Source organism: Diaphorobacter sp. HDW4A, assembly GCF_011305995.1.
Classification (GTDB): Bacteria; Pseudomonadota; Gammaproteobacteria; order Burkholderiales; family Burkholderiaceae_C; genus Diaphorobacter_A.
Genome location: NZ_CP049911.1, coordinates 147,206 through 166,120, shown reverse-complemented (window position 1 = coordinate 166,120; position 18,915 = coordinate 147,206). Strand labels below are relative to the sequence as shown.

The window sequence follows — 18,915 nt, the reverse complement described above, 5'->3', positions numbered from 1 at the left end:
CCTTATATCTCACTGTCAAGGAAGACTATGCGCAATTGGTTCCGTAAATTTTTTGGCAACAGTGCAGCTGACGTCTCTATTGACCAACTGCCTGGTGATCCCCAACTGCAGAATGCGATGGCGAATGCAGTTTTGCGTGAATTGATCGCCGATCAGCGAAGCAGAAGGAAATGGAGCTTCGTAAAGAGAGTCTTCCTGTCTGCCTTCTTTTTGATAGGCCTGTTTTTTTACCTCGTCGTTGAACTGAAGCAGGGGGGATGGGGATTTACCTCCAACGGAAAAGCTATCGGGGTTGTTCGCATCGAGGGTGACATTTCGAGCAACTCGATGGCATCCGCAGATAAGGTGGTTCCGGCCTTGAAAAAGGCGTTTAGCAGTAAATCCACAACGGCAGTCGTCCTGGCCATCGACAGTCCTGGCGGTTCACCAGTCGAGGCGGCACGTATCAGCTATGTCCTGGACGAGCTCAAGCGAGAAACCGGAAAGCCTGCGTATGCAGTGATTCAGAATATTGGCGCTAGTGCTGCATATATGATAGCAATGCATGCTGACAAGGTATATGCTAGCCAGTATTCGTTGGTGGGCTCCGTAGGAGCCATTCTTTCGACCTGGGATGTGCATGAAGCGATCGAGAACTACAAGGTGCGGCAGAAGGTTTTTGCCAGTGGTCCGTTGAAGGCAATGCTGAATCCCTTCACCGAGAGCACGCCTGAAGCAGATGAAAAGGCTCAGACACTTGTCAACATCATGGGGAACCGTTTTGCAGATGAGCTGCAGATCTTGCGCGGGCCGCACTTGAAGGACGGGTTCAAGTACAACTCCGGAGAAATTTGGGATGGGCTTGGAGCCAAAGATATTGGACTGGTTGACGAGATCGGGACCATAGAATCGATCATCTCAGCCCAGGCCGAATCGGAAATGGTTGACTATGGCCCAGGGAGTCTCAAAAAGGGGCTCTTTTCGGCAAGCATCAGCGATTGGTTCGTTCAGCATCTCACGACATCCGTGAAAAACGTCCTCAGCGGTGCGCTCTCACCTGAGGTTCGCTAAGTCCTGGCTCTGTAACCCGGCGATAAGAATCAGCACCACCAGCACCCAAAACAGCTGGTTGAGCGCTCTCGCTTTTAGACCTGAGTTCCATTCGATACCCGCAGTGATCGCCGATACAGCCACGGCCAGCGCGATGAGGAGCACAACAGTCTCTGATGATCCACCAGTTGCGGCCTGGTACATTCCGGCCAGGCAGAGGCCTGCACCAAGCACGATGAGAACTGCCAGCAAAGGTGAGCGTACATAGATGTCACCTGCTGGTGGGTCGTATCCGTCCGGCCAACCCATCTACCCCGAATGAGCAATTGCAAGCACCATCGTGTCCACGTAAACCATCGTGCACACCATGTCTCAAGAGATTCCCCATTCGCGCTCCTGTGTCCCCCGCACGCGCCGGGTCTACAGCGCGCAATTCAAGGCTGAACTGATCGCTGCGTGCCAGCAGCCCGGCGCATCAATTGCCGCCACAGCGCGTGAACATGGCATGAATGCCAACGTGCTGCATCGCTGGCTCAAGGAGCATCGTCTGGGCCAGCACCAGAGCGCCTGCGATACCGCGCATGCTGATGCGTCCGGCATCGCCCCACACTGCGCCGATGCAGCGGCTGAGCCAATGGCCAATGCACAGGCTGTTTGTGCCCCAGCGCATCAGGCTCATCCGGTGCCGTCCAACCCCGTGCCCGCCTTCATCGCGGTGGCGCTGGGCTCGCCGGTGATGGGGCCTCAGGCAGCGGGTGTACAAGCTGCCCCAAGTGCTGCATCGGCAGCTTGCTCATCAGACATCCGCATCGAGTGCTGTCATCACGGCACCCTCGTGACGGTCAATTGGCCGCTGGCCGCTGCTGGCGAGTGTTCCCGCGCATTGCAGGGTTTGTTGCAGGTGCTGCGGCAATGATCCGTATCGACGCTGCCTGGCTTGCCACGGCCCCGCTGGACATGCGCGCCGGCACCGACACGGCGCTGGCCCGCGTAGTCGCCGTCTTCGGCGCCGCCCACCCTCACCATGCCTACCTGTTCGCCAACAGACGCGCCAACCGCATCAAGGTGCTGGTGCACGACGGCATAGGCATCTGGCTGGCCGCTCGCCGCCTGCACCAGGGCAAGTTCGTCTGGCCGACGCCAGGCGATGAGCAGTGGCAGTTGGAGCCTGTCCAGCTTGACGCCCTGGTGCTGGGCCTACCCTGGCAACGCATGGGAAACGCCGGCATTATCACCATGGTCTGAAGCCGGCGCGCAATCGGTGGATCTGCGCATGGCAGCGCAGTGCCATGCTTGGCACACTGCCTGTCATGTTGATGCAGCCGCAATTCCTGGATGATCTGAGCGCCGAGCAGCTGCGCGAGATGACCACGCGGCTGCTCACAGAACTACGCCACAGCCAGGCGCTCAACGCCAAGCTCACCCACGAGAATGCGCTCTTGAAACGCATGAAGTTCGCCGCACAGTCCGAGCGCTTCAACGCCGAGCAGCGCAGCTTGCTCGAAGACGAGATCGAGGCCGACTTGGCGGCTGTCTGCTTGGAGATCGAGCAGCTGCAGCCTGCGGCCGCTGCCCCGCAAGCCAAACAACAGCCCAAACGCCAGCCGCTGCCGGCCAATCTGCCGCGCCGCGAGATCCGCCACGAGCCCGATTCGACCACCTGCCAGTGCGGCTGTCAGATGAAACGCATCGGCGAAGACGTGGCCGAAAAGCTCGACTATGTGCCCGGCGTGTTCACGGTGGAGCGTCACATCCGTGGCAAGTGGGCCTGCGCCCAATGCGAGACCATCACCCAGGCGCCGGTTGAAGCGCATGTGATCGACAAAGGCATCCCCACCACCGGCCTGCTGGCCCAGGTGCTGGTGGCCAAATACGCGGACCACTTGCCGCTGTACCGTCAGGAAAGCATCTTTGCGCGCGCCGGTCTGGCCATTCCTCGCTCGACTCTGGCGCAGTGGGTAGGCACCTGCGGCGTGCGGCTGCAGCCGCTAGTCGATGCGCTCAAGGCGGAAATACTCGGCCACCGTGTGCTGCACGCCGACGAGACGCCAGTGCAAATGCTCAAACCTGGCAAGGGAGCGACGCATCGCGCCTACCTGTGGGCCTACGCGCCAGGGGCGTTCGAAGACATGAAAGCCGTGGTGTATGACTTCTGCGAGTCCAGGGCTGGCGAGCATGCCCGCAACTTCCTGGGCGACTGGAAGGGGCACTGGTTTGCGACGACTTCGCCGGCTACAAGGCCCTGATTGCCAGTGGCGTGACCGAGGTGGGCTGCCTGGCGCATGCCCGGCGCAAACTCTTTGACCTCCATGCGGCGAACAAAAGCCAGCTTGCCGGGTTCGCGCTGGAGCAATTCGCCAAGGTCTATGACATCGAGCGCGAGGTCAAGGAACTGAACGCCGATCAACGCAAAGCCATTCGTCAGCAGCACACCAAGCCGATCCTGGATGCGTTGCACCAGTGGATGACATTGCAGCGGCAGAAACTGCCCGATAGCTCAGCAACGGCCAAGGCCCTGGATTACAGCCTCAGGCGCTGGACGGCGTTGACACGCTTCGTCGATGACGGGCAACTGCCCGTGGACAACAACTGGATCGAGAACCAGATCCGGCCCATTGCCATTGGCAGAGCCAATTGGCTGTTCGCCGGCAGCCTGCGCGCGGGCCAGCGGGCGGCGGCGGTGATGAGCCTGGTGCAGTCGGCGCGCATGAACGGGCATGACCCCTATGCCTACCTCCAGGACGTGCTCACAAGGCTGCCCACGCACAAGGCCAGCCGTATCGACGAGCTCTTGCCGCACCGCTGGCAGCCCACTGACATCTGATCGTCAGCAATGGTCGCCATCGGCGGTCAACATGGGTTTGCCGTGCGCTTACGGTGGGTCCGAGCTCTCGTCGAATGGTTTGGCCCGGAGCAAGCCCAATAGAGTAAAGCGCATTGCTCGACTGTAGCATCCCAAAAAGAAAAGGCTCGCAGTTACCTGCGAGCCTTTGTGTAGGGTGGGCAACTGGGTTGCCCGAGTGGTTAGCCGCTGCCTAACCGTCTCACTACCTGTCCTTTACGAACTGACCATGAGGGGTGCTACGCGGGCCTCTTCATATGTTTAGAGAGCGGGGAGGCTCAATCACGCTCTGGGCCTATGGTAACAGAAACAGATGGCTTTGCATAGGCACTCATGACCATGAGGTTTAGGGCATGTACTTTACCCCTAGCAGTCACACATTGCTGAACAGGGTGATGGCTCGGAATTCCGCTTCAGGGTAGCGGTCCTTCAAGACACGCATCCCTCCGATGAGCGACGTGCCAGAGGCGACGAGATCATCTACCAGCACAACACGTCTTTGACCATCGGGAAGCTTGCCCACACCCACTTCAAAGGGACGGATCAACTCACGATAGGTGGTAGGCACCTCCTTGAGGGCAAAGACCTCCTGCCGCTGCAACTTGTGGACTGTATTTTGCAGGTCCTTTCGCACTTGGTAACTGGTGGCTACTTCGATTGCTGCATTCAGGTCAGCTACAACACTCTGAACACTGGACTTGCATAAGAGACTCTCAGCGACCTGCAAATTCAATTGAGCACTCAGGATCCTGGTCATGTAGCTGACAAGTGGGTGCGATGACGGAGCAGGCACCAAAACCTCGTCCCCTTCCGGCTGGAAAGCCCTGATGATCGCAGCCCCGGAAATTAACAGCTCTCGTATGCTTTGGTACCCGGTTGTAAGGCCTTCTTTACCTTTCAACGCGTAGATCAGAGGGCAATTGTCGCCAACCATTCGTCCAGATCGATCCTTTCGCGAACGGCTTGAGGCTTTTAGCCTGGTGAATACAGAGAAAACATCCAGCTCACCAAAAGCATTTTTCACTTTGTAGCGCTTGGGATTCCCCTCGGGAGTCGTCACCAGATGCTCATTGGAGCCGTGATCCACGAAAACTTTCGAGCCCTTTATAACTAAACCCACTTATCCCCCTGTCAGGCCTTCTTTGAAGCTTGTAATTTGTTGAATCTATATCGCGATGAATAACGGGGTTCGTAATGGACAGGCCATGGCCACCCCGGCACATTCTGGACGTGTGCCGTCATCCTACCTTCGAATACCCCAGGTCCTGTGGCCATTATCGGTCACTCTGTAGTGGCAGTCAGGCCGCGAGCCAATGAGTCAGCAGCGGCGGGATCACCAAGTCTGCACTCCGTGTTCACTGAGTCTTGTACTTTTCGCGCTGCTGACCAGCCGGTGCACGGGGAGGCCGCTGGTGCGTCGCTAAGTGGTTGTCGTGGTTGGCAATTTTTCGAACGCGTTGCTAGACTTCCGAAAAGATAGGATTTAACGTCAAAAAATAGCACTCATGATTATGACGATTATCAAGAGTTGAGCATGTGCGATTTCAGGAATTCAGGCCACGTGACGCCCACATCGCCCGCGCAGGGGACGTCTCAGAAAACGGAAAATAAAGCACGTTAAGCCCATTGCAGACGCTAGATATTGACGAGTACGTCGGGTTTTCTCTTGTTTGAGTTGCCTCTTGTGGTAAGATAGTAATCAATTACTATCTTGCAAGGAGTGCTCGTGGACACCCATCCAAAGCATCTGCCGGCCGATGAACGTCGTGCCGTAACTGTCGAGTCCGTCGTGGCGCTTGCCGGTTCACAAAACCCAAGCGAGATAACCACTGCAGCTATCGCTAAACACATGAACTTGACCCAGGGTGCGCTGTTTCGGCACTTCCCGAACAAGGAAGCCATTTGGCAGGCGGTCATGGAGTGGGTAGCAGAGCGCCTATTAGCCAGAATCGATCGATCCGCACAAGGAATCGAGTCGCCCTTGGCAGCCATGGAGGCGATGTTCATGAGTCATATCGAATTCGTAGCTGAGCACCCAGGCGTGCCAAGAATGATGTTTGGTGAGCTTCAGCGTGCCGAATCGACACCGGCCAAGCGCATGGTGCAAACCTTGATTCAGCGCTACGGCGAACGTTTGCATCGTCTCATCGAGAAAGGCAAGGCCAGCGGCGAGTTGTCTCCCTCGCTTGACAACGAGGCGGCGGCAACGCTGTTCATTGGCACGATCCAGGGCTTGGTCATGCAATCGCTGTTGGCGGGTGATGTGGGACGTATGCACCGCGATGCGCCGCGCGTCTTTGCAATTTATCGGCGTGGCATAAGGAGTGCGCAATGAAAAAGTTACCCTTGCAAGGCCGCACCCTGGCGCTGCTTGCCGTCATCATTCCTTTGCTGGTGCTTTTTATTTATGTCGGTCTGCGATCAGGGCCGCTCGCCCCGGTCGCTGTGACGGTGGCAAGCGTGGAATCACGGGCTATCACACCGGCGCTGTTCGGCATCGGCACGGTGGAGGCGCGCTACACCTACAAGATCGGGCCGACGTTTGCCGGGCGCGTCAAACGCCTGGAGGTGCATGTAGGCGACCAGGTCAAGGCCGGACAGGTGCTCGGCGAGATGGAGCCGGTCGACCTCGATGATCGGGTGCGCTCACAGGAGTCGGCATTCAAGCGTGCGGAAGCGGCTTTGCGCGAGGCAGAAGCCCGGCAAGCCTACGCGCAAACCCAGGCGCGCCGCTACGAGCAATTGTTTGCGGTGCGCTCGACCAGCGAGGAAATCGTCACCACCAAGCGGCAGGAACTGCAGATCGCCGATGCCGCCTTATCTGCCGCTCGGGAAGATATTGTCCGGGCACGCTCCGACCGCGAAGGACTCGTCGCGCAGCGGAGCAATCTGCGCCTGATCGCGCCGGTCGACGGTGTAGTCGCCGTGCGCGATGCCGATCCCGGCACGACCATCGTCGCGGGCCAGGCCGTGGTGGAAGTGATCGACCCCAAGAGTTTGTGGATCAATGCGCGCTTCGACCAGATCAGCGCATCGGGGCTGGCTGGGGGGTTGCCGACTCTTATCGTCCTGCGTTCGCGTGGTGGCCAGACCTTGAAAGGTCGCGTGCTGCGGGTGGAACCCAAGGCCGACGCGGTAACCGAGGAAACGCTTGCCAAGGTGACATTCGATAACAAACCAGAACCTTTGCCACCGGTGGGTGAACTGGCCGAAGTCACGGTTGACTTGCCGGCGCTCCCGGCCGCTCCACTGATCCCCAACGCTGCCGTCCAGCGTGAGGGCGACAAAGTTGGTGTCTGGCAAATCGTGGATGGTGATCTGCATTTTTCCCCGGTCAAGCTCGGCACTTCCGACCTCAATGGTTACGTGCAGGTGCGCGAAGGGCTCAAGAATGGGGACCAGGTTGTGACCTATAGCGAAAAGGCACTGACGGCGCGCAGCCGCATCCATGTGGTCGACCATATCCCAGGAGTGTCACGATGATCAGCCTGGCCGGCCGCGACATTCTCCATGCCTGGGGAAAATTCGTCTTCACCGGCATCGGTCTGGGTCTGCTGATCGGCGTCACCCTGGTCATGGCTGGGGTGTACCGAGGCATGGTGGACGACGGCAAGGCGTTGCTCGACAACAGTGGCGCTGACCTTTGGGTGGTGCAAAAGGATACTCTGGGTCCTTATGCGGAGTCGTCCAGCCTCAACGATGACGTGTATCGCGCCATTCTCGCCATGCCGGGAGTCTCACAGGCAGCGAACGTGACCTACCTGACCATGCAGGTACGCAAGGGCGAGAGTGATGTACGCACCATGGTGGTCGGCATCGCGCCCGGTGCGTTGGGGGCTACACCCGGATGGCCTCCTTATCTCGTCGCTGGACGCCAGATCACGCGCGGTCACTACGAGGCGGTGGCCGACATCGCCACCGGCTTCAAACTGGGAGATCGTCTTGCCATTCGCCGAAATCATTACACCGTCGTGGGGCTGACACGGCGCATGGTGTCGTCCAGCGGCGACCCGATGGTATTCATTCCGCTCAAGGATGCCCAAGAGGCTCAGTTCCTCAAGGACAACGACGCCATTTGGGGTCCCCTCGTTTTCAGTGCAATAACTGGCGGTACGCAAACCCAGCACTGGCGCGGGGGTGGTGTTGGTAGATCGTTGATTCTGTTGGCTTTCCTGTTCACCTTCAAATCCGGGATTCGTGGCGTCAAACCGTGATCGGTTTCATCCGTTGGTGCCAGTTATCGGTGCTCCCTGCCGCGAGGGCAGGATTTGGTCGGCATAACGGTCAACAGGAAAGCGGAACACGCCTCGCAGGTTGATGCTTTCCAGCCTGGTGGGAGCAATTTTTCCGATCAGTTCCGGCGGAATGGCCTGGCGGCGGTTCGACCAGCGATCCAGAACAGCCTGCATTTGTGACGTGTTCCACGCCATGACGATGTTGGCCAGCAGACTCAACGCGTCGGCCACAGCCTGCATTTCGTCCACACGTTTGGCCTGTGCCGGGCTGATCCGGCCGGTGTAAATGGCGCGCTTGAGGGCGTTGACCGCCTCCCCCCGGTTGAGCACCCGGCGCAATTCATTCCTGAAAGCGTCCTTAACAAAGTAGTCGGCAAGGAACGCGGTTCGCAGCAAACGTCCCAATTGCACGCCAGCGTCATAGATGGGGTCACCCTGGGCAGCAGAGCCAAACCGCGCCAGTGCTGCCACCGCACTGGCGTGACCACTCATGACCGAAGCCGCCAGATGCACCAGGCTGTCCCAATGCTTTTCGATCAGGGCAACGTCAACATTGGCCTCGCACACCGCAGCTATTTCGGCTGGCACCTTGGCGCCGCGAGGCACGAACAGGTGGCGTTGTTTCAATTCCTTCAACCGCGGGCAAAGATCAAAGCCCAACAACCGGGCCAGTGCCATCGCAAAATCGGTGTAGCCGTGGGTGTCCACCGCCAGTTGGCTGGTTTCAAGGCGTTCCTGACGTATGACGCCTTCAATGGCCACGCCAGCTTGGCGCTCATTGAGCACGAAGGGCTGTGCGTGAAAGATTCCCCAGCGGTCGCGTACATGGGAGTAGATGCCAATGGAGGGCGTGTTGCGCCGGGGATCAAGCCGGGCCTGCCATACCCGCTTGGTTGTCTCCATGCTCATCATGTCAGAAGACGCCAGGTCTGAACGGCCCCAAGTGGTGGCGATCGGGTGGCGTTGCATAAACTCCAGCACCGCCTGGCAAGCCTGACTCAGACGGCGTTCGTCCCGTGCCCAGCGCATGGCCTGGCGGATGCTGGGGGTCTCCTCGTTTTCAGTGCAATAAGTGACGGTACGAAAAGCTAGCACTGGCGCGGAGGTGGTGTTGGTAGATCGTTGATTTCATTGACTTTCCTGTTCACTTTCAAATCTGCGATTCGTGGCGTCAAACCGTGGTCGGTTTCATCCATTGGTGCCAGTTATCGATGCATTTGGCCGCGAAGGCAGGATTTGGTCAGCATAGCGGTCAACCGGGAAGCGAAACACACCCCGCAAGTTGATGCTCTCCAGCCTGGTGGGCGCAATCTTCCCGATCAGTTCCGGTGGAATGACCTGGCGGCGGTTCGACCAGCGATCCAGGACCGCCTGCATCTGTGAGGTATTCCACGCCATCACGATGTTGGCCATCAGGCTCAACGCATCGGCCACAGCCTGCATTTCATCGACACGTTTGGCCTGCGCCGGGCTGATCCGGCCGGTATAAATGGCGCGCTTGAGGGCGTTAACAGCCTCGCCCCGATTGAGCACCCGGCGCAACTCGTTCCTGAAAGCGTCCTTGACAAAGTAGTCAGCCAAAAACGCCGTACGCAGCAACCGCCCCAATTGCACGCCAGCCTCATAGATTGGATCGCCCTGGGCGGCAGAACCGAACCGCGCAAGAGCTGCCACCGCACTGGCATGTCCGCTCATGACCGAGGCTGCCAGGTGCACCAGACTATCCCAATGCTTTTCGATCAAAGCGACGTCGACATTGGCTTCGCACACCGCAGCGATTTCTGCGGGCACTTTGGTGCCGCGTGGCACAAAGAGGTGGCGCTGTTTGAGTTCCTTCAACCGCGGGCAAAGATCAAAACCAAGCAAACGGGCATGTGACATGGCAAAGTCGGTGTAGCCATGGGTATCCACAGCAAGCTGGCTGGTCTCCAGCTTTTCTTGGCGGATGACACCTTCAATGGCCACGCCCGCCTGGCGCTCATTGAGCACAAAGGGCTGCGCATGGAAGATGCCCCACCGGTCTTTTACATGGGAGTAGATTCCAATGGAAGGTGTGTTGCGCCGAGGATCAAGCCGGGCTTGCCACACCCGTTTGGTGGTCTCCATGGTCATCATGTCAGAAGATGCCAAATCGGACCGCCCCCAGGTGGCGGCAATCGGGTGTCGCTGCATGAATTCCAGCACAGCCTGGCAGGCCTGGCTCAGACGCCGTTCGTCCCGCGCCCAGCGCATGGCCTGGCGAATGCTGGTGGCAGACAATTGCGGAATCATGCGCGCGCATTCGACCGCAGTCAGACTGGTGCCGTGGGCCATGATGCCGGCATAGACCATCAGCAGCTCGTCGGTAGAGCGCGGCTCACGTCCGAGCATGATCCAGCTAAAGCGCACCTGGGCGTCAACGGCCAGAATCACTTCCGGCAATTGAACCTCACCGATGCGGTGATCCAAAGCCGCGCGCAGCTTGGTCACTTCTGGGTCTTCGTCCTCTGCGGGCAATGGCGACAAATGGAGTTCATCATCCACGCGCAGTACGCCACTGCGGGCTGCAGCGGCCACCGCATCGACACCGGCAGTTACTCTGGCCAGCAAAGGCTTCAAGAAAGTGGCAGCCTTGCTGGGTAACGATAGACGGGCATAGTGTTTCTTGGACTCTGCCTGCCAACGCTCGTCCGTGAAGAACAAGCGCGCACGACCCCGAAAGCTCAGGCTGTGCTCAATCCAGACCGAGCCATTGCGCACCGCGCGGCGCAGGGCAAACAGGGTGGCCACCTCCAACGCCTGAAACGCCCGTTCCCGGTCTGGGCTGGAGATCGAAACCTGCCAGATCATTCCCAGACTTGGTGCCACCACTTCAACTGGCAGCTTTCTGGATCCTTTGAGATATAAAGCTTGCAGCTTGGCAAGGTACTCGATGGCAGGATGCTCGCCGGTGGCCTGCCAGGGCAGCTTTGCAATGGCGACGAGCAACGACCGCACGGGGCGAATTCCATCAATCAATCCCTCGCGGACCAGGGAGGCCCTGCTCGGTGGTTTGCGTTTCTGGGTTTCGGTGATCAAGGCTTCAAGACGGGCACGCAACTCAGCATCTGGCACCGCACCTTGCGCGCTCAAGGCAACAAGTTCGCCGAGCAGCGTTTTGTACATTGCGGCCCAATTGACGGTAGCGGGGACATCGGCGGCAGCCTGACGCCACAGATCGGCGATCCGGCGCTGCACCATAAGGATCAACTGGTCTGTGGTGGTGAACAGGCAATACCGAAGAAAGCATGCGACCTCCACGGTGCGCGCTGGCTCTTTGATCTTGGCTCCGGCTGAGGGCGGCCTGGAGACAAGTCGGCGCGCGTAGCGGCGCAAGATGAGATCGGGGATGTCTGCCAGGTGCTTATGAACGTCCAGCGTGTAAAGCAGGTCGATGCGCTCCAGTACCTCGCTGATTTGGCGGGTTGAGTGTTTCGCCGGTGCAGCCCATAGCCAACTCTGCTGGGTTTGTCCATCTGGGCGCAGCTCTGAAACTGAGGCTCGCCAGCGATCAAGTGTTGCTGGATCAACGCTGGCGGCGATGGCGGTGCCTGTTTCAACTTCAAGCTGGGCAAGTGCCGCCGCAATCAGTGTCCGAATTGCCCGCTCGTGCACGATCACCAGCTTGTTCTTGTACAGCCATTGACGCGCCCGCACGAGTAGCTGATCGCGGTCGGCGCAGCGCGCCACTTCGTCGCGCAGTTCACGTACCAGTGAGCGGCGCTGGTGCTCGCTCATCCACTGGAATCCAAGGACCGTGCAGGCTACTTGTTGGTGATCGAATAGCGTGCGCCCGCGTTCATACATGGCTCTCAGCGAGGCGACTTCTGGTGCTGCAATGCCAAGCTCGTTGCCAAGGTGGCGCCACAAGGCTACTGGAATTACCCGAAAGGCACCGAGCAAACGCCCACTCATGCGCAGGAAACCAATATGGAGCGCCAGACCAAGCTTGTGGGAATCACCTCGGCGTGCATTGATTGCGTCGCGCTCGGCACCATCGAAGGTGAAAAATGCCTTCATCTCGAAGTCGCTGATATCGCGGGGGAGCCCACGCATCCCCAAAAACGTTGTGTGCCAACCCTGCATCGTGAACCTCAAAAGTGGGAGGCCACCATACCCGTTTACAAAGCGAACAGGAAAGTCAATGAAATCAACGGTCTACCCAGACCACCCCCGCGCCAGTGCTAGCTTTGCGTACCGTCACTTATTGCACTGAAAACGAGGAGACCCCTGCGTACGCTCCCTTGGCCTCCTGAGGGTTGTTCACGTTGAGCAGCAGCGACAGGTATTCGAGCTGCTGCACCTTGTCAGGCTGTGACATTGAGTAGAAGGCCAGCGTGTTCTGCAGCCCAGAGTGGCCACGGTTTGCAGTCACCGCCTTGGGTGGGCTGGAGCACCCCGGAAAATCTACCTTGTCGAATGGGCCCGTGGCCATGCCCATCTTGGCACCCAGAGGGCAAAAAGTTTCTGGATGCAGAGTGGGCGCCATGCCCTGCGCTTGAGACAGCAGCGGCACGCACAGCACCGCACAGATTCCCATCGATCTCAAATTCATCCCGCACTCCCTCTGTATGTGTTGCTGCAAGAGACCTTACCGCAAAGTGGTGCGCTTGAGGGCAGCACGGCGAGGAGCCCGCGGTGCCTTGGCTGAGCCCGCCTTGGCCAATTCCTTGACCCGCTCCTGCAACTCCTCCACCTTTTTCTCCAGCCAACCCTTTTGGCTGACAACCTCTGCATTCTCCGCGCGCAGCGCAACTACCGATTCTTCAGCCTTGTTCATGCGCTGGCGGTAGGTGGCCAACTCGATGTCCTTGCTGTTCTTTTCGGCCTGCAGCTGCTCACGCACATCCTTCTCGACCTGACGCGCTGCCTCGATCTGGCGCTTCGCAAAATTGATCTCCCCCTCAAACCGCTTCGCATCGGTTCGGCGCTCGATCCGCTCGTTCTCCAGTTCGGCCATGAACTTCTCCTCCGACTGCTTGCGCGCAGCAGCGTCTGCTTCAGCCTGGCGCTTCCAACCTTCCACTTGAGCTTCAAGACCGCCGATTTCCGCTGCCTGGGCTTCGGCCCGCTTTTCGGCGGCGTCCAGGCGCTCTTGCATGACAGCTAGTTGGGCTTTGTGCGTATCCACCTGCGCCCAGGCCTCGGTGCGGGAAGAGCATGCTGCCTCCAGAGCTATCTGGGCGGCATCGACCTGTTCCTGGCATTCGCGCCTCAAGATCTCCAACCTCTTGTCGGCATGCTCACAGGAAAGCGCCCACAGCTTGCCCAGAGCCTCACCAAAAGCGGCTCGAAGAGCCACTGGCGCCTCTGGCACCTCCAGCTTCATCCGCATGTGCTTACGCAACTCATCCCAGAAGTGCTGCAGGTCACGGCTGATGTCGGTGAGCGAGCCTTGCCCTGTGAATTCACGCACGACCTTGGCAGAGGGGTAGATCCCAAAGTCCAGGAACAGGATTTTGGCAGCGAGCTTGGTCTTTTCCTGCCTGGTGGCTCCACCGGGAAGACTGTCTAAGGCGGCGCTGACAGCGGCAAGGGCCTGTGCGCTGTTGACCGTGCTGTTTTCCTGCATGTCTTCTCCTGGCGAAGCTATAGATACGACATTTTAGCTCTTTTACGGAATACGTAACCGTTACTTTTTACGTAGCGTTCATTACGTTTTTATGATCATTTTTATGATTAGTCCACTTATCATAAGAAATAGAGGGGGCGTCGGAAAAAGTACGCGCAAAAAAGTTTTTCGGGCGTCTTGGAGCCCGTGTGGCCCGAGGGTCTTGGGCACCCTGTAAAATGCAGGCTTCCGCGAGAAGTCTTTTGAAATCAAGGACTTGCCAAACTCGGCCGCGAACGCTCTAGCTGACTGACCTGGAAACCGTGTCCAATCAGTTGACACAATGAGGTTGCGTCGAGGGTGTGGGGAGTGTCCATCTGCTTGACACTCATGGGATGTCACACGCTTTGCCTGCAAGGCCCAGCAGGTAAATCCTTGGACATTTGCGAGGTAAAGCCTTGTCGCTTATCGCAAGGCTGCTGACTGCGCGTCACGAATGACCGAGCCGACTGCTGAGCGACACGAATGTCCTATCACCTTCAGATCGATGAAGCTGTTTACGCAACTGAAGTTGTGTTCATTTTCAAAGAGAAGTTGTAACCCGCCTTCCGCTGAAAGCGCGACACTAATCACCTGGCGGACAGGTGAACGTCACAAATGCTCTAACAGACTGGAGAGCGAAACGTTTGCCTTGCACGGCACAACAACCCCGGCGCCGCACGCACGGTGCAATACGGCCCATGGTTACAACTACTCTTGGGCTATGGCTCACCCCATAGCTGGGTAGCCGCTTTGTATGGTGAACCCCACACCAGTTCACGCGCAGGGCCCCGGCGCTTACACTTCGACCAAGACAACCACAGGCAACTCCAAAATGAACCGTGCTGAACTCGTAGAAATCCTGGCTTCCAAAAACGATCTGTCCAAGAGCGCTGCCAACGGCGTGCTGGAGACGCTGATCGAGACCATTCAGACCGCCGTCAAAAAAGGCGATGCAGTCCAGCTGGTGGGTTTTGGAACCTTCAAGTCGGTCAAGCGCGCGGCCCGCACCGGCAAGAACCCAGCCACGGGTGCGGCCCTCAAGATTCCCGCCACCACCGTGCCCAAGTTCGTGGCCGGTGCCAAGTTCAAAGCCGTGGTGGACCCCAAGGCTGCCAAGCGCAAGGCAGCGAAGTAAAACGCCCTACCCTCACAGACAACGCCGCCACTGGTATTACGCCACTGGCGGCTTTTTTGATTTGATCTACCCACGGATTGACCTATGACGGCATTTCAGGAATCTTTCCAGGCAGAGGTCGCGCGCCTGGTACGCAAACAGGTAAAGGACGATCAGGCTGCGCTCAAGCAATCAGACCGCAAGCAGCGCGAAGAAGTCTCAGCCCTCAAGCAAGAAGTGAAGTCTCTGAGCACTCAGGTGCGCTCGCTGACCAAGCAGTTGGCCAAGCTGGAGGCATTGGTTCAAAGCCAGCAGCCCGAGAAGGAACCCCGCGCTCCTCGGTCTTCAGCCGGGTTCGTTTTCAACCACGAAGCCCTGATTGCCAAGCGCCACGAGCTGGGGCTCACCCAGGCTCAGATGGCTCAGCTGCTAGGGGTGTCGAACCTGACTGCCTACAAGTGGGAAACAGGCGCTGTACATCCCCGCGATTCGAAGCTTGGGCGGTTACAAGAGGTTCTAAAGATGGGCCCACGGCAAGCCCAGAAGGCGCTCAGCGCCGCTCAAGAATGATTCCCACTCGCGCAGGTCAATTCTATTTTTCACATGACGACCATGAAAAAGCAAAGCATCTTGTTTACTGCCATTTTTCTATTTGGACTATATGGTTCATCCAGCTTTGCGCAGGGTTCACTGATTCAGGATGTAGAGGACAAATGGGCTGACATGAATTTCTGCAAGCAGCATGTTTTAGATGACCCACAGCTTGACTATGCTATCTACCAAAATGGGGTCGTCTCAGAAAACGGAAAATAAAGCACGCTAAGCGTGCGTGGAGGCTGGCACCCAGCGGTACAGCGTCGGAATGGACACGCCGAGGTTCTTGGCCACGTCCTTGGGCGGCACCCCGCTGGCCAGCAGCTTCTTGGCCGACTCGATCTTGCTGTCGGTCATCTTCGGCTTGCGGCCGCCTTTGCGGCCGAGCTGCTTGGCGACTTCCAGCCCGGCGCGGGTGCGCTCGACGGTCAGCTCGCGCTCCATTTCGGCAAGGCTCGCCATGACGTGGAAGAAGAACCGCCCGGATGGTGTGCCGGTGTCGATGGAGTCGGTGAGGCTCCTGAACTGGACACCGTGCTTGTGCAGATCGCCGACCAGATCGACCAGTTGCTTGACCGACCGGCCCAGCCGGTCGAGCTTCCAGACGACCAAAGTATCGCCTTCGCGCAGCATTTCGAGCGTCTTGGCCAAGCCAGGCCGGTCTGCCCGCGTGCCACTCACCTTGTCCTCGAAGACCTTTTTACATCCGGCCTTGCTCAAGGCTTCGCGTTGCAGCTCCAGGTTCTGATCCTGCGTCGAGACGCGCGCATAGCCAATCAACATGGCTTGTCTCGCGCCCGGTCGATGCGTTCCTGCATCGCCTGCATCACTTCTTCGTGGGTGTACGATCTGGCGTTGGCGTCGGTGGCTTGCCGCAGGGCTTCCTCAACCTCGCGCGTCATCCGCTCGTAATCCTCCGGCCACAGCGCTTGCTCCATGCGCAGCGACGCCTGACCCAGCAGGTGCAGCAGGCTGAACAGCCGCATGTCGTTGGTGGCGACGATGCGCTCCCGAATCTGCTCCTGAATAGCTTCGCTAGCCCGATGCGCTTGTGGTGTGGCAGTCCCCTCGTAGTCAGCGGGGAATTCCGCTTCCTCGGCAATCCTTGCCCAGGCGCTGGCCAGCGCCTCGATGGTTGACGTGCTCATTTCCGCCGCTCCTGTGCTCTTTGGCGAATCAACCGGCCAAGGGGCCTCGACGCGAAAACCAGCAGCATCACGCCTATCGGATACCAGGTCGAGAAGACCACCAAGGCATCGAAGGCTGGCCGTCCGGTGTTGGTAGGCAGTACGGCGGTCACAGCCATCAACCCGCCGACCGTCCAGATGATGCGCCACACGTAGGGCATCACGCGGGGCACGTAGCCGTCATCGAAAGCGGTCTGGTAGTAGCGGCGCAGGCCGCGCTCGGCAAGCGCCTGGCGCTGCCGCTCCGACAGCGCATCCGTCCGGCCATACCAGCGCCGGAATGGTGGACAGCGCAGCAGCAAAGGGGTGAAGAGGATCATCACCGCCACGATCGCGACACCCCACGCCATGACGGCGCCGGCATCGGGCCGCTTGGCGTTCTCGATCACGGGCGCGAAGACGCCCGGAGCACCGATCATCCAGAACAGCGCAATGTGCTGATGGAAGGAGAGCTTCATTTGCTCATCCACTTGCGCAGCAGGCGCTTTTTCAGGGAGGCGCGTTCTTGCGGGTTGCGTCCCTTGTGATTGGCGATGCGATCCGCCGTGGCGGCCTGGCGCTTGACGGGCCAGTAGGAGCGGCCATCCTTGCCCATCGACCAGACGCTGCTGGCCTGGTTTTCCAGCAGGGGCAGATGGGCGCTCAGGGCTTCGGGCGACGCGCTGGTCAGCGCCGTGCGCTCACGGGTGCGCCAGCGCTGATGCCAGAGCTTCTTGTCCTCGCGCTCGCTGCCGCAGGTCGTGTGCCCGACGATGGGTGTTTTGCGGCGGCTGCGGCTCATAACGTAGTGGTCTCCAAGAACATTCAGGACTGATCCCAGGCGTCGATGGTCAAGACCTGATCGGCAGGACAGGCGGCTACGCGGTCGGGAACTGGATGGTGTTCAGTCTCATGCCGACCCCATTCGATTGATCGCGTCGCTTGCGGCACGCTGCGACGCAAGGAGGTTTGCGACCTGGTTTAGCAGCCGTGTCCGCTGCATGTCTGTTACCTATCTCCCCGACCGCTCATTGGACCAACTCCAGAGATTGGGCTCTATCGCTCAGCCAATACGAAACCGGCATTGGCTGATGCCACAACCGAGACGAACACAAATGGCTCGGTACCTGTATTTCGCGCCCCGTGCACTTGGCCCGGTCTTGCCACGGCTATCTCACCTTCCCTGAGGGCACGAACAATCCCATTGCCCTGAAAGTAATCAGCCATTCCCGACAAAACAGTCCACGTGTCTTGGCCGTGAGGATGAATGTGAGCCGCAATTTCCTGCCCGGGATGGACATGCCAAACCACGATAATTGAGTCTCGGGTTTCAAGCACAACGGAACGAATAGGCTCGCCTTCGGACGGCTGAACATACTCGGCTACAGAAAATATTCTCGATTCAACAGTCATCGGAGATCCCTCTTTCACAGTGCCCCCAGACAGGCTGGATATGAGTTCTAACTCGAATTTGAACGGGAGGCTGGTCGTGCGGTCGTGCAGTTGCCGATGAGCGTGTCGGCTGCTGCCTCCTTGCCCACCAGCGAACTCTCGTCCGTTGCGGCCATCCAGAAGGTCTTGCCCGAGCGCGGCTCATAGGTCGCGGGATCGAACACGCCAGAGGGGCCGAACATCGGCGGCTTGATTGGTCATGGCTCCATGCCTTTGTCGTTACGGTCTTCATCGTCGGCATCCTGACGCACGGCGGGCAATTGCTGGAGCAACGCCGGCAGCCATTCCTGTACCGTCTCCCACACCACATCGAGGTTGATGTCGAAATAGCCGTGAGCCATGCGATTACGCATATTGCGCATGCTGCGCCACGGCACGTCGGCATGCGCCTGGGTGAACTCGACGTAGCCATCCATCACCTTTGTGGCCGCCTCGCCGATGACGATCAGGCTCATGATGACGGCCTGCTGGGTGCGCTTGTCGGCCAAGAAGTCGTCCTTGGCCATCCCTTCCACGAAGCTGCGCGCATCGGTTGCGGCCTGCTGAATGTGGTCGAGGTAATCGGGCAGGCGGTTCTCGCTCATATCGGTTGCGCCTCCGCGAGCACCTTGGCCCGGAACTTCGGCGGCAGGTCGCCGGGAGTCAGCAGATCGACGTCAACGCCGAGCAGCGATTTCAGTTCTTCTTCCAAATCGCCCAAGTCCAACAACGTGGCACCGGGCAGCGCATCGACCAACAGGTCGAGGTCGCTGCCATCCCGGTCGGTGCCATGCAGCACCGAGCCGAAGACGCGCGGGTTCGCGGCGCGAAAGCGGCCTACCGCTTCACGCACTGCGCTTCGCTTCATGTCAAGCACAACAGACGGTCGCATG

At 58.9% G+C, this 18,915-nt stretch carries 21 protein-coding genes and 3 pseudogenes; 10 read left to right on the top strand and 14 right to left on the bottom strand.

The genetic code is table 11. The annotated features are described in order from the left end of the window. The first annotated feature begins 27 nt into the window (after positions 1-27). The gene (locus G7047_RS30270) at positions 28-1,050 is read left to right on the top strand and encodes a S49 family peptidase (protein ID WP_166312409.1); all 1,023 of its coding nucleotides are present in this window, start codon (positions 28-30) and stop codon (positions 1,048-1,050) included. Here G7047_RS30270 and G7047_RS30265 read toward each other — a convergent pair. Further along, positions 1,033-1,338, bottom strand: a complete 306-nt coding sequence (locus tag G7047_RS30265) for a hypothetical protein (protein ID WP_166312408.1) — start codon at positions 1,336-1,338, stop codon at positions 1,033-1,035. The genes G7047_RS30270 and G7047_RS30265 overlap by 18 nt on opposite strands. 58 nt (positions 1,339-1,396) lie before the next feature. Between G7047_RS30265 and G7047_RS30260 the strand changes: the two genes are divergently transcribed. The 3 genes and pseudogenes from G7047_RS30260 (at position 1,397) to G7047_RS30250 (ending at position 3,853) form a co-directional block, all read left to right on the top strand. Continuing rightward, the gene (locus G7047_RS30260; RefSeq protein ID WP_082759168.1) at positions 1,397-1,945 is read left to right on the top strand and encodes a transposase; all 549 of its coding nucleotides are present in this window, start codon (positions 1,397-1,399) and stop codon (positions 1,943-1,945) included. Continuing rightward, entirely contained in the window at positions 1,942-2,274 is a 333-nt protein-coding gene (gene tnpB / locus G7047_RS30255) for an IS66 family insertion sequence element accessory protein TnpB (RefSeq protein WP_166301587.1), read from the top strand. Before G7047_RS30260 ends, tnpB begins: the two co-directional genes overlap by 4 nt. A 71-nt stretch (positions 2,275-2,345) precedes the next feature. Continuing rightward, positions 2,346-3,853: pseudogene (locus G7047_RS30250) on the top strand (IS66 family transposase). Positions 3,854-4,244: 391 nt separating this feature from the next. On the opposite strand, the gene G7047_RS30245 reads toward G7047_RS30250, so the two are convergent. Beyond that, positions 4,245-4,958: a phosphoribosyltransferase family protein gene (locus tag G7047_RS30245; RefSeq protein ID WP_166312407.1), complete on the bottom strand. Its 714-nt coding sequence runs from the start codon at positions 4,956-4,958 to the stop codon at positions 4,245-4,247. A 639-nt stretch (positions 4,959-5,597) separates the two neighbouring features. On the opposite strand from G7047_RS30245, the gene G7047_RS30240 reads away from it, so the two are divergent. From G7047_RS30240 to G7047_RS30230, 3 genes and pseudogenes are all read left to right on the top strand, one after another. Continuing rightward, entirely contained in the window at positions 5,598-6,206 is a 609-nt protein-coding gene (locus tag G7047_RS30240; RefSeq protein WP_004393990.1) for a TetR/AcrR family transcriptional regulator, read from the top strand. After that, positions 6,203-7,354 carry an efflux RND transporter periplasmic adaptor subunit gene (locus G7047_RS30235; RefSeq protein WP_003056109.1) on the top strand — a complete coding sequence of 384 codons (1,152 nt, stop codon included), beginning with the start codon at positions 6,203-6,205 and terminating at the stop codon, positions 7,352-7,354. The genes G7047_RS30240 and G7047_RS30235 overlap by 4 nt, the downstream gene beginning before the upstream one ends. Then, positions 7,351-7,947 (top strand): annotated as a pseudogene (locus tag G7047_RS30230) (ABC transporter permease); the annotation flags it as partial. The gene G7047_RS30235 and the pseudogene G7047_RS30230, both read left to right, overlap by 4 nt. A gap of 144 nt (positions 7,948-8,091) precedes the next feature. Here the strand turns inward: G7047_RS30230 and G7047_RS30225 are convergent. From G7047_RS30225 to G7047_RS30210, 4 genes and pseudogenes are all read right to left on the bottom strand, one after another. Further along, a pseudogene (locus tag G7047_RS30225) lies at positions 8,092-9,150 on the bottom strand (Tn3 family transposase); the annotation flags it as partial. 144 nt (positions 9,151-9,294) lie between these two features. Continuing rightward, positions 9,295-12,210 carry a Tn3-like element IS1071 family transposase gene (locus G7047_RS30220; protein ID WP_003158660.1) on the bottom strand — a complete coding sequence of 972 codons (2,916 nt, stop codon included), beginning with the start codon at positions 12,208-12,210 and terminating at the stop codon, positions 9,295-9,297. A gap of 118 nt (positions 12,211-12,328) precedes the next feature. Continuing rightward, positions 12,329-12,679, bottom strand: a complete 351-nt coding sequence (locus tag G7047_RS30215) for a hypothetical protein (RefSeq protein WP_166312406.1) — start codon at positions 12,677-12,679, stop codon at positions 12,329-12,331. Positions 12,680-12,715: 36 nt separating this feature from the next. Next, the gene (locus G7047_RS30210) at positions 12,716-13,696 is read right to left on the bottom strand and encodes a DNA-binding protein (RefSeq protein ID WP_166312405.1); all 981 of its coding nucleotides are present in this window, start codon (positions 13,694-13,696) and stop codon (positions 12,716-12,718) included. 853 nt (positions 13,697-14,549) lie between these two features. Here G7047_RS30210 and G7047_RS30205 point away from each other — a divergent pair. The 3 genes from G7047_RS30205 (at position 14,550) to G7047_RS30195 (ending at position 15,644) form a co-directional block, all read left to right on the top strand. Continuing rightward, complete coding sequence (locus tag G7047_RS30205; protein ID WP_166312404.1) at positions 14,550-14,852, top strand: HU family DNA-binding protein; 303 nt, start codon at positions 14,550-14,552, stop codon at positions 14,850-14,852. 84 nt (positions 14,853-14,936) lie between these two features. Further along, the gene (locus G7047_RS30200; RefSeq protein WP_166312403.1) at positions 14,937-15,401 is read left to right on the top strand and encodes a DNA-binding transcriptional regulator; all 465 of its coding nucleotides are present in this window, start codon (positions 14,937-14,939) and stop codon (positions 15,399-15,401) included. 33 nt (positions 15,402-15,434) lie between these two features. Continuing rightward, on the top strand, positions 15,435-15,644 hold the full coding sequence (locus tag G7047_RS30195) for a hypothetical protein (RefSeq protein ID WP_166312402.1): 210 nt from the start codon (positions 15,435-15,437) through the stop codon (positions 15,642-15,644). Positions 15,645-15,650: 6 nt separating this feature from the next. Here the strand turns inward: G7047_RS30195 and G7047_RS30190 are convergent, their stop codons facing one another. The 8 genes from G7047_RS30190 to G7047_RS30155 all read right to left on the bottom strand — a co-directional run bounded on the left by G7047_RS30190 (position 15,651) and on the right by G7047_RS30155 (position 18,914). Then, a complete protein-coding gene (locus tag G7047_RS30190) occupies positions 15,651-16,208 on the bottom strand; it encodes a recombinase family protein (protein WP_003100847.1) in 558 nt (185 codons plus the stop codon). Then, on the bottom strand, positions 16,202-16,573 hold the full coding sequence (locus G7047_RS30185; RefSeq protein ID WP_003100853.1) for a hypothetical protein: 372 nt from the start codon (positions 16,571-16,573) through the stop codon (positions 16,202-16,204). The genes G7047_RS30190 and G7047_RS30185 overlap by 7 nt, the downstream gene beginning before the upstream one ends. Continuing rightward, entirely contained in the window at positions 16,570-17,070 is a 501-nt protein-coding gene (locus G7047_RS30180) for a hypothetical protein (protein WP_003100856.1), read from the bottom strand. The genes G7047_RS30185 and G7047_RS30180 overlap by 4 nt, the downstream gene beginning before the upstream one ends. Beyond that, positions 17,067-17,393 carry a hypothetical protein gene (locus G7047_RS30175; protein WP_003100858.1) on the bottom strand — a complete coding sequence of 109 codons (327 nt, stop codon included), beginning with the start codon at positions 17,391-17,393 and terminating at the stop codon, positions 17,067-17,069. Before G7047_RS30175 ends, G7047_RS30180 begins: the two co-directional genes overlap by 4 nt. A 254-nt stretch (positions 17,394-17,647) precedes the next feature. Beyond that, positions 17,648-18,004, bottom strand: coding sequence for a cupin domain-containing protein (locus G7047_RS30170; protein ID WP_003465043.1), 357 nt, complete (start codon positions 18,002-18,004; stop codon positions 17,648-17,650). Between the two features lie 47 nt (positions 18,005-18,051). Further along, positions 18,052-18,225 (bottom strand): hypothetical protein, encoded by a 174-nt coding sequence (locus G7047_RS30165; RefSeq protein WP_166312401.1) that lies wholly within the window; start codon positions 18,223-18,225, stop codon positions 18,052-18,054. A gap of 15 nt (positions 18,226-18,240) precedes the next feature. Then, complete coding sequence (locus G7047_RS30160; protein WP_003100872.1) at positions 18,241-18,627, bottom strand: DUF86 domain-containing protein; 387 nt, start codon at positions 18,625-18,627, stop codon at positions 18,241-18,243. Then, positions 18,624-18,914, bottom strand: coding sequence for a nucleotidyltransferase family protein (locus tag G7047_RS30155; RefSeq protein ID WP_001247892.1), 291 nt, complete (start codon positions 18,912-18,914; stop codon positions 18,624-18,626). The genes G7047_RS30160 and G7047_RS30155 overlap by 4 nt, the downstream gene beginning before the upstream one ends. Position 18,915 lies beyond the last annotated feature (1 nt).

Coding starts and splice junctions, on each gene's coding strand:
- G7047_RS30270 (WP_166312409.1), top strand. CDS start 28: ATGCGCAATTGGTTCCGTAAATTTTTTGGCAACAGTGCAGCTGACGTC.
- G7047_RS30265 (WP_166312408.1), bottom strand. CDS start 1,338: ATGGGTTGGCCGGACGGATACGACCCACCAGCAGGTGACATCTATGTA.
- G7047_RS30260 (WP_082759168.1), top strand. CDS start 1,397: ATGTCTCAAGAGATTCCCCATTCGCGCTCCTGTGTCCCCCGCACGCGC.
- tnpB (WP_166301587.1), top strand. CDS start 1,942: ATGATCCGTATCGACGCTGCCTGGCTTGCCACGGCCCCGCTGGACATG.
- G7047_RS30235 (WP_003056109.1), top strand. CDS start 6,203: ATGAAAAAGTTACCCTTGCAAGGCCGCACCCTGGCGCTGCTTGCCGTC.
- G7047_RS30220 (WP_003158660.1), bottom strand. CDS start 12,210: ATGCAGGGTTGGCACACAACGTTTTTGGGGATGCGTGGGCTCCCCCGC.
- G7047_RS30215 (WP_166312406.1), bottom strand. CDS start 12,679: ATGAATTTGAGATCGATGGGAATCTGTGCGGTGCTGTGCGTGCCGCTG.
- G7047_RS30210 (WP_166312405.1), bottom strand. CDS start 13,696: ATGCAGGAAAACAGCACGGTCAACAGCGCACAGGCCCTTGCCGCTGTC.
- G7047_RS30205 (WP_166312404.1), top strand. CDS start 14,550: ATGAACCGTGCTGAACTCGTAGAAATCCTGGCTTCCAAAAACGATCTG.
- G7047_RS30200 (WP_166312403.1), top strand. CDS start 14,937: ATGACGGCATTTCAGGAATCTTTCCAGGCAGAGGTCGCGCGCCTGGTA.
- G7047_RS30195 (WP_166312402.1), top strand. CDS start 15,435: ATGACGACCATGAAAAAGCAAAGCATCTTGTTTACTGCCATTTTTCTA.
- G7047_RS30190 (WP_003100847.1), bottom strand. CDS start 16,208: ATGTTGATTGGCTATGCGCGCGTCTCGACGCAGGATCAGAACCTGGAG.
- G7047_RS30185 (WP_003100853.1), bottom strand. CDS start 16,573: ATGAGCACGTCAACCATCGAGGCGCTGGCCAGCGCCTGGGCAAGGATT.
- G7047_RS30180 (WP_003100856.1), bottom strand. CDS start 17,070: ATGAAGCTCTCCTTCCATCAGCACATTGCGCTGTTCTGGATGATCGGT.
- G7047_RS30175 (WP_003100858.1), bottom strand. CDS start 17,393: ATGAGCCGCAGCCGCCGCAAAACACCCATCGTCGGGCACACGACCTGC.
- G7047_RS30170 (WP_003465043.1), bottom strand. CDS start 18,004: ATGACTGTTGAATCGAGAATATTTTCTGTAGCCGAGTATGTTCAGCCG.
- G7047_RS30165 (WP_166312401.1), bottom strand. CDS start 18,225: ATGTTCGGCCCCTCTGGCGTGTTCGATCCCGCGACCTATGAGCCGCGC.
- G7047_RS30160 (WP_003100872.1), bottom strand. CDS start 18,627: ATGAGCGAGAACCGCCTGCCCGATTACCTCGACCACATTCAGCAGGCC.
- G7047_RS30155 (WP_001247892.1), bottom strand. CDS start 18,914: ATGCGACCGTCTGTTGTGCTTGACATGAAGCGAAGCGCAGTGCGTGAA.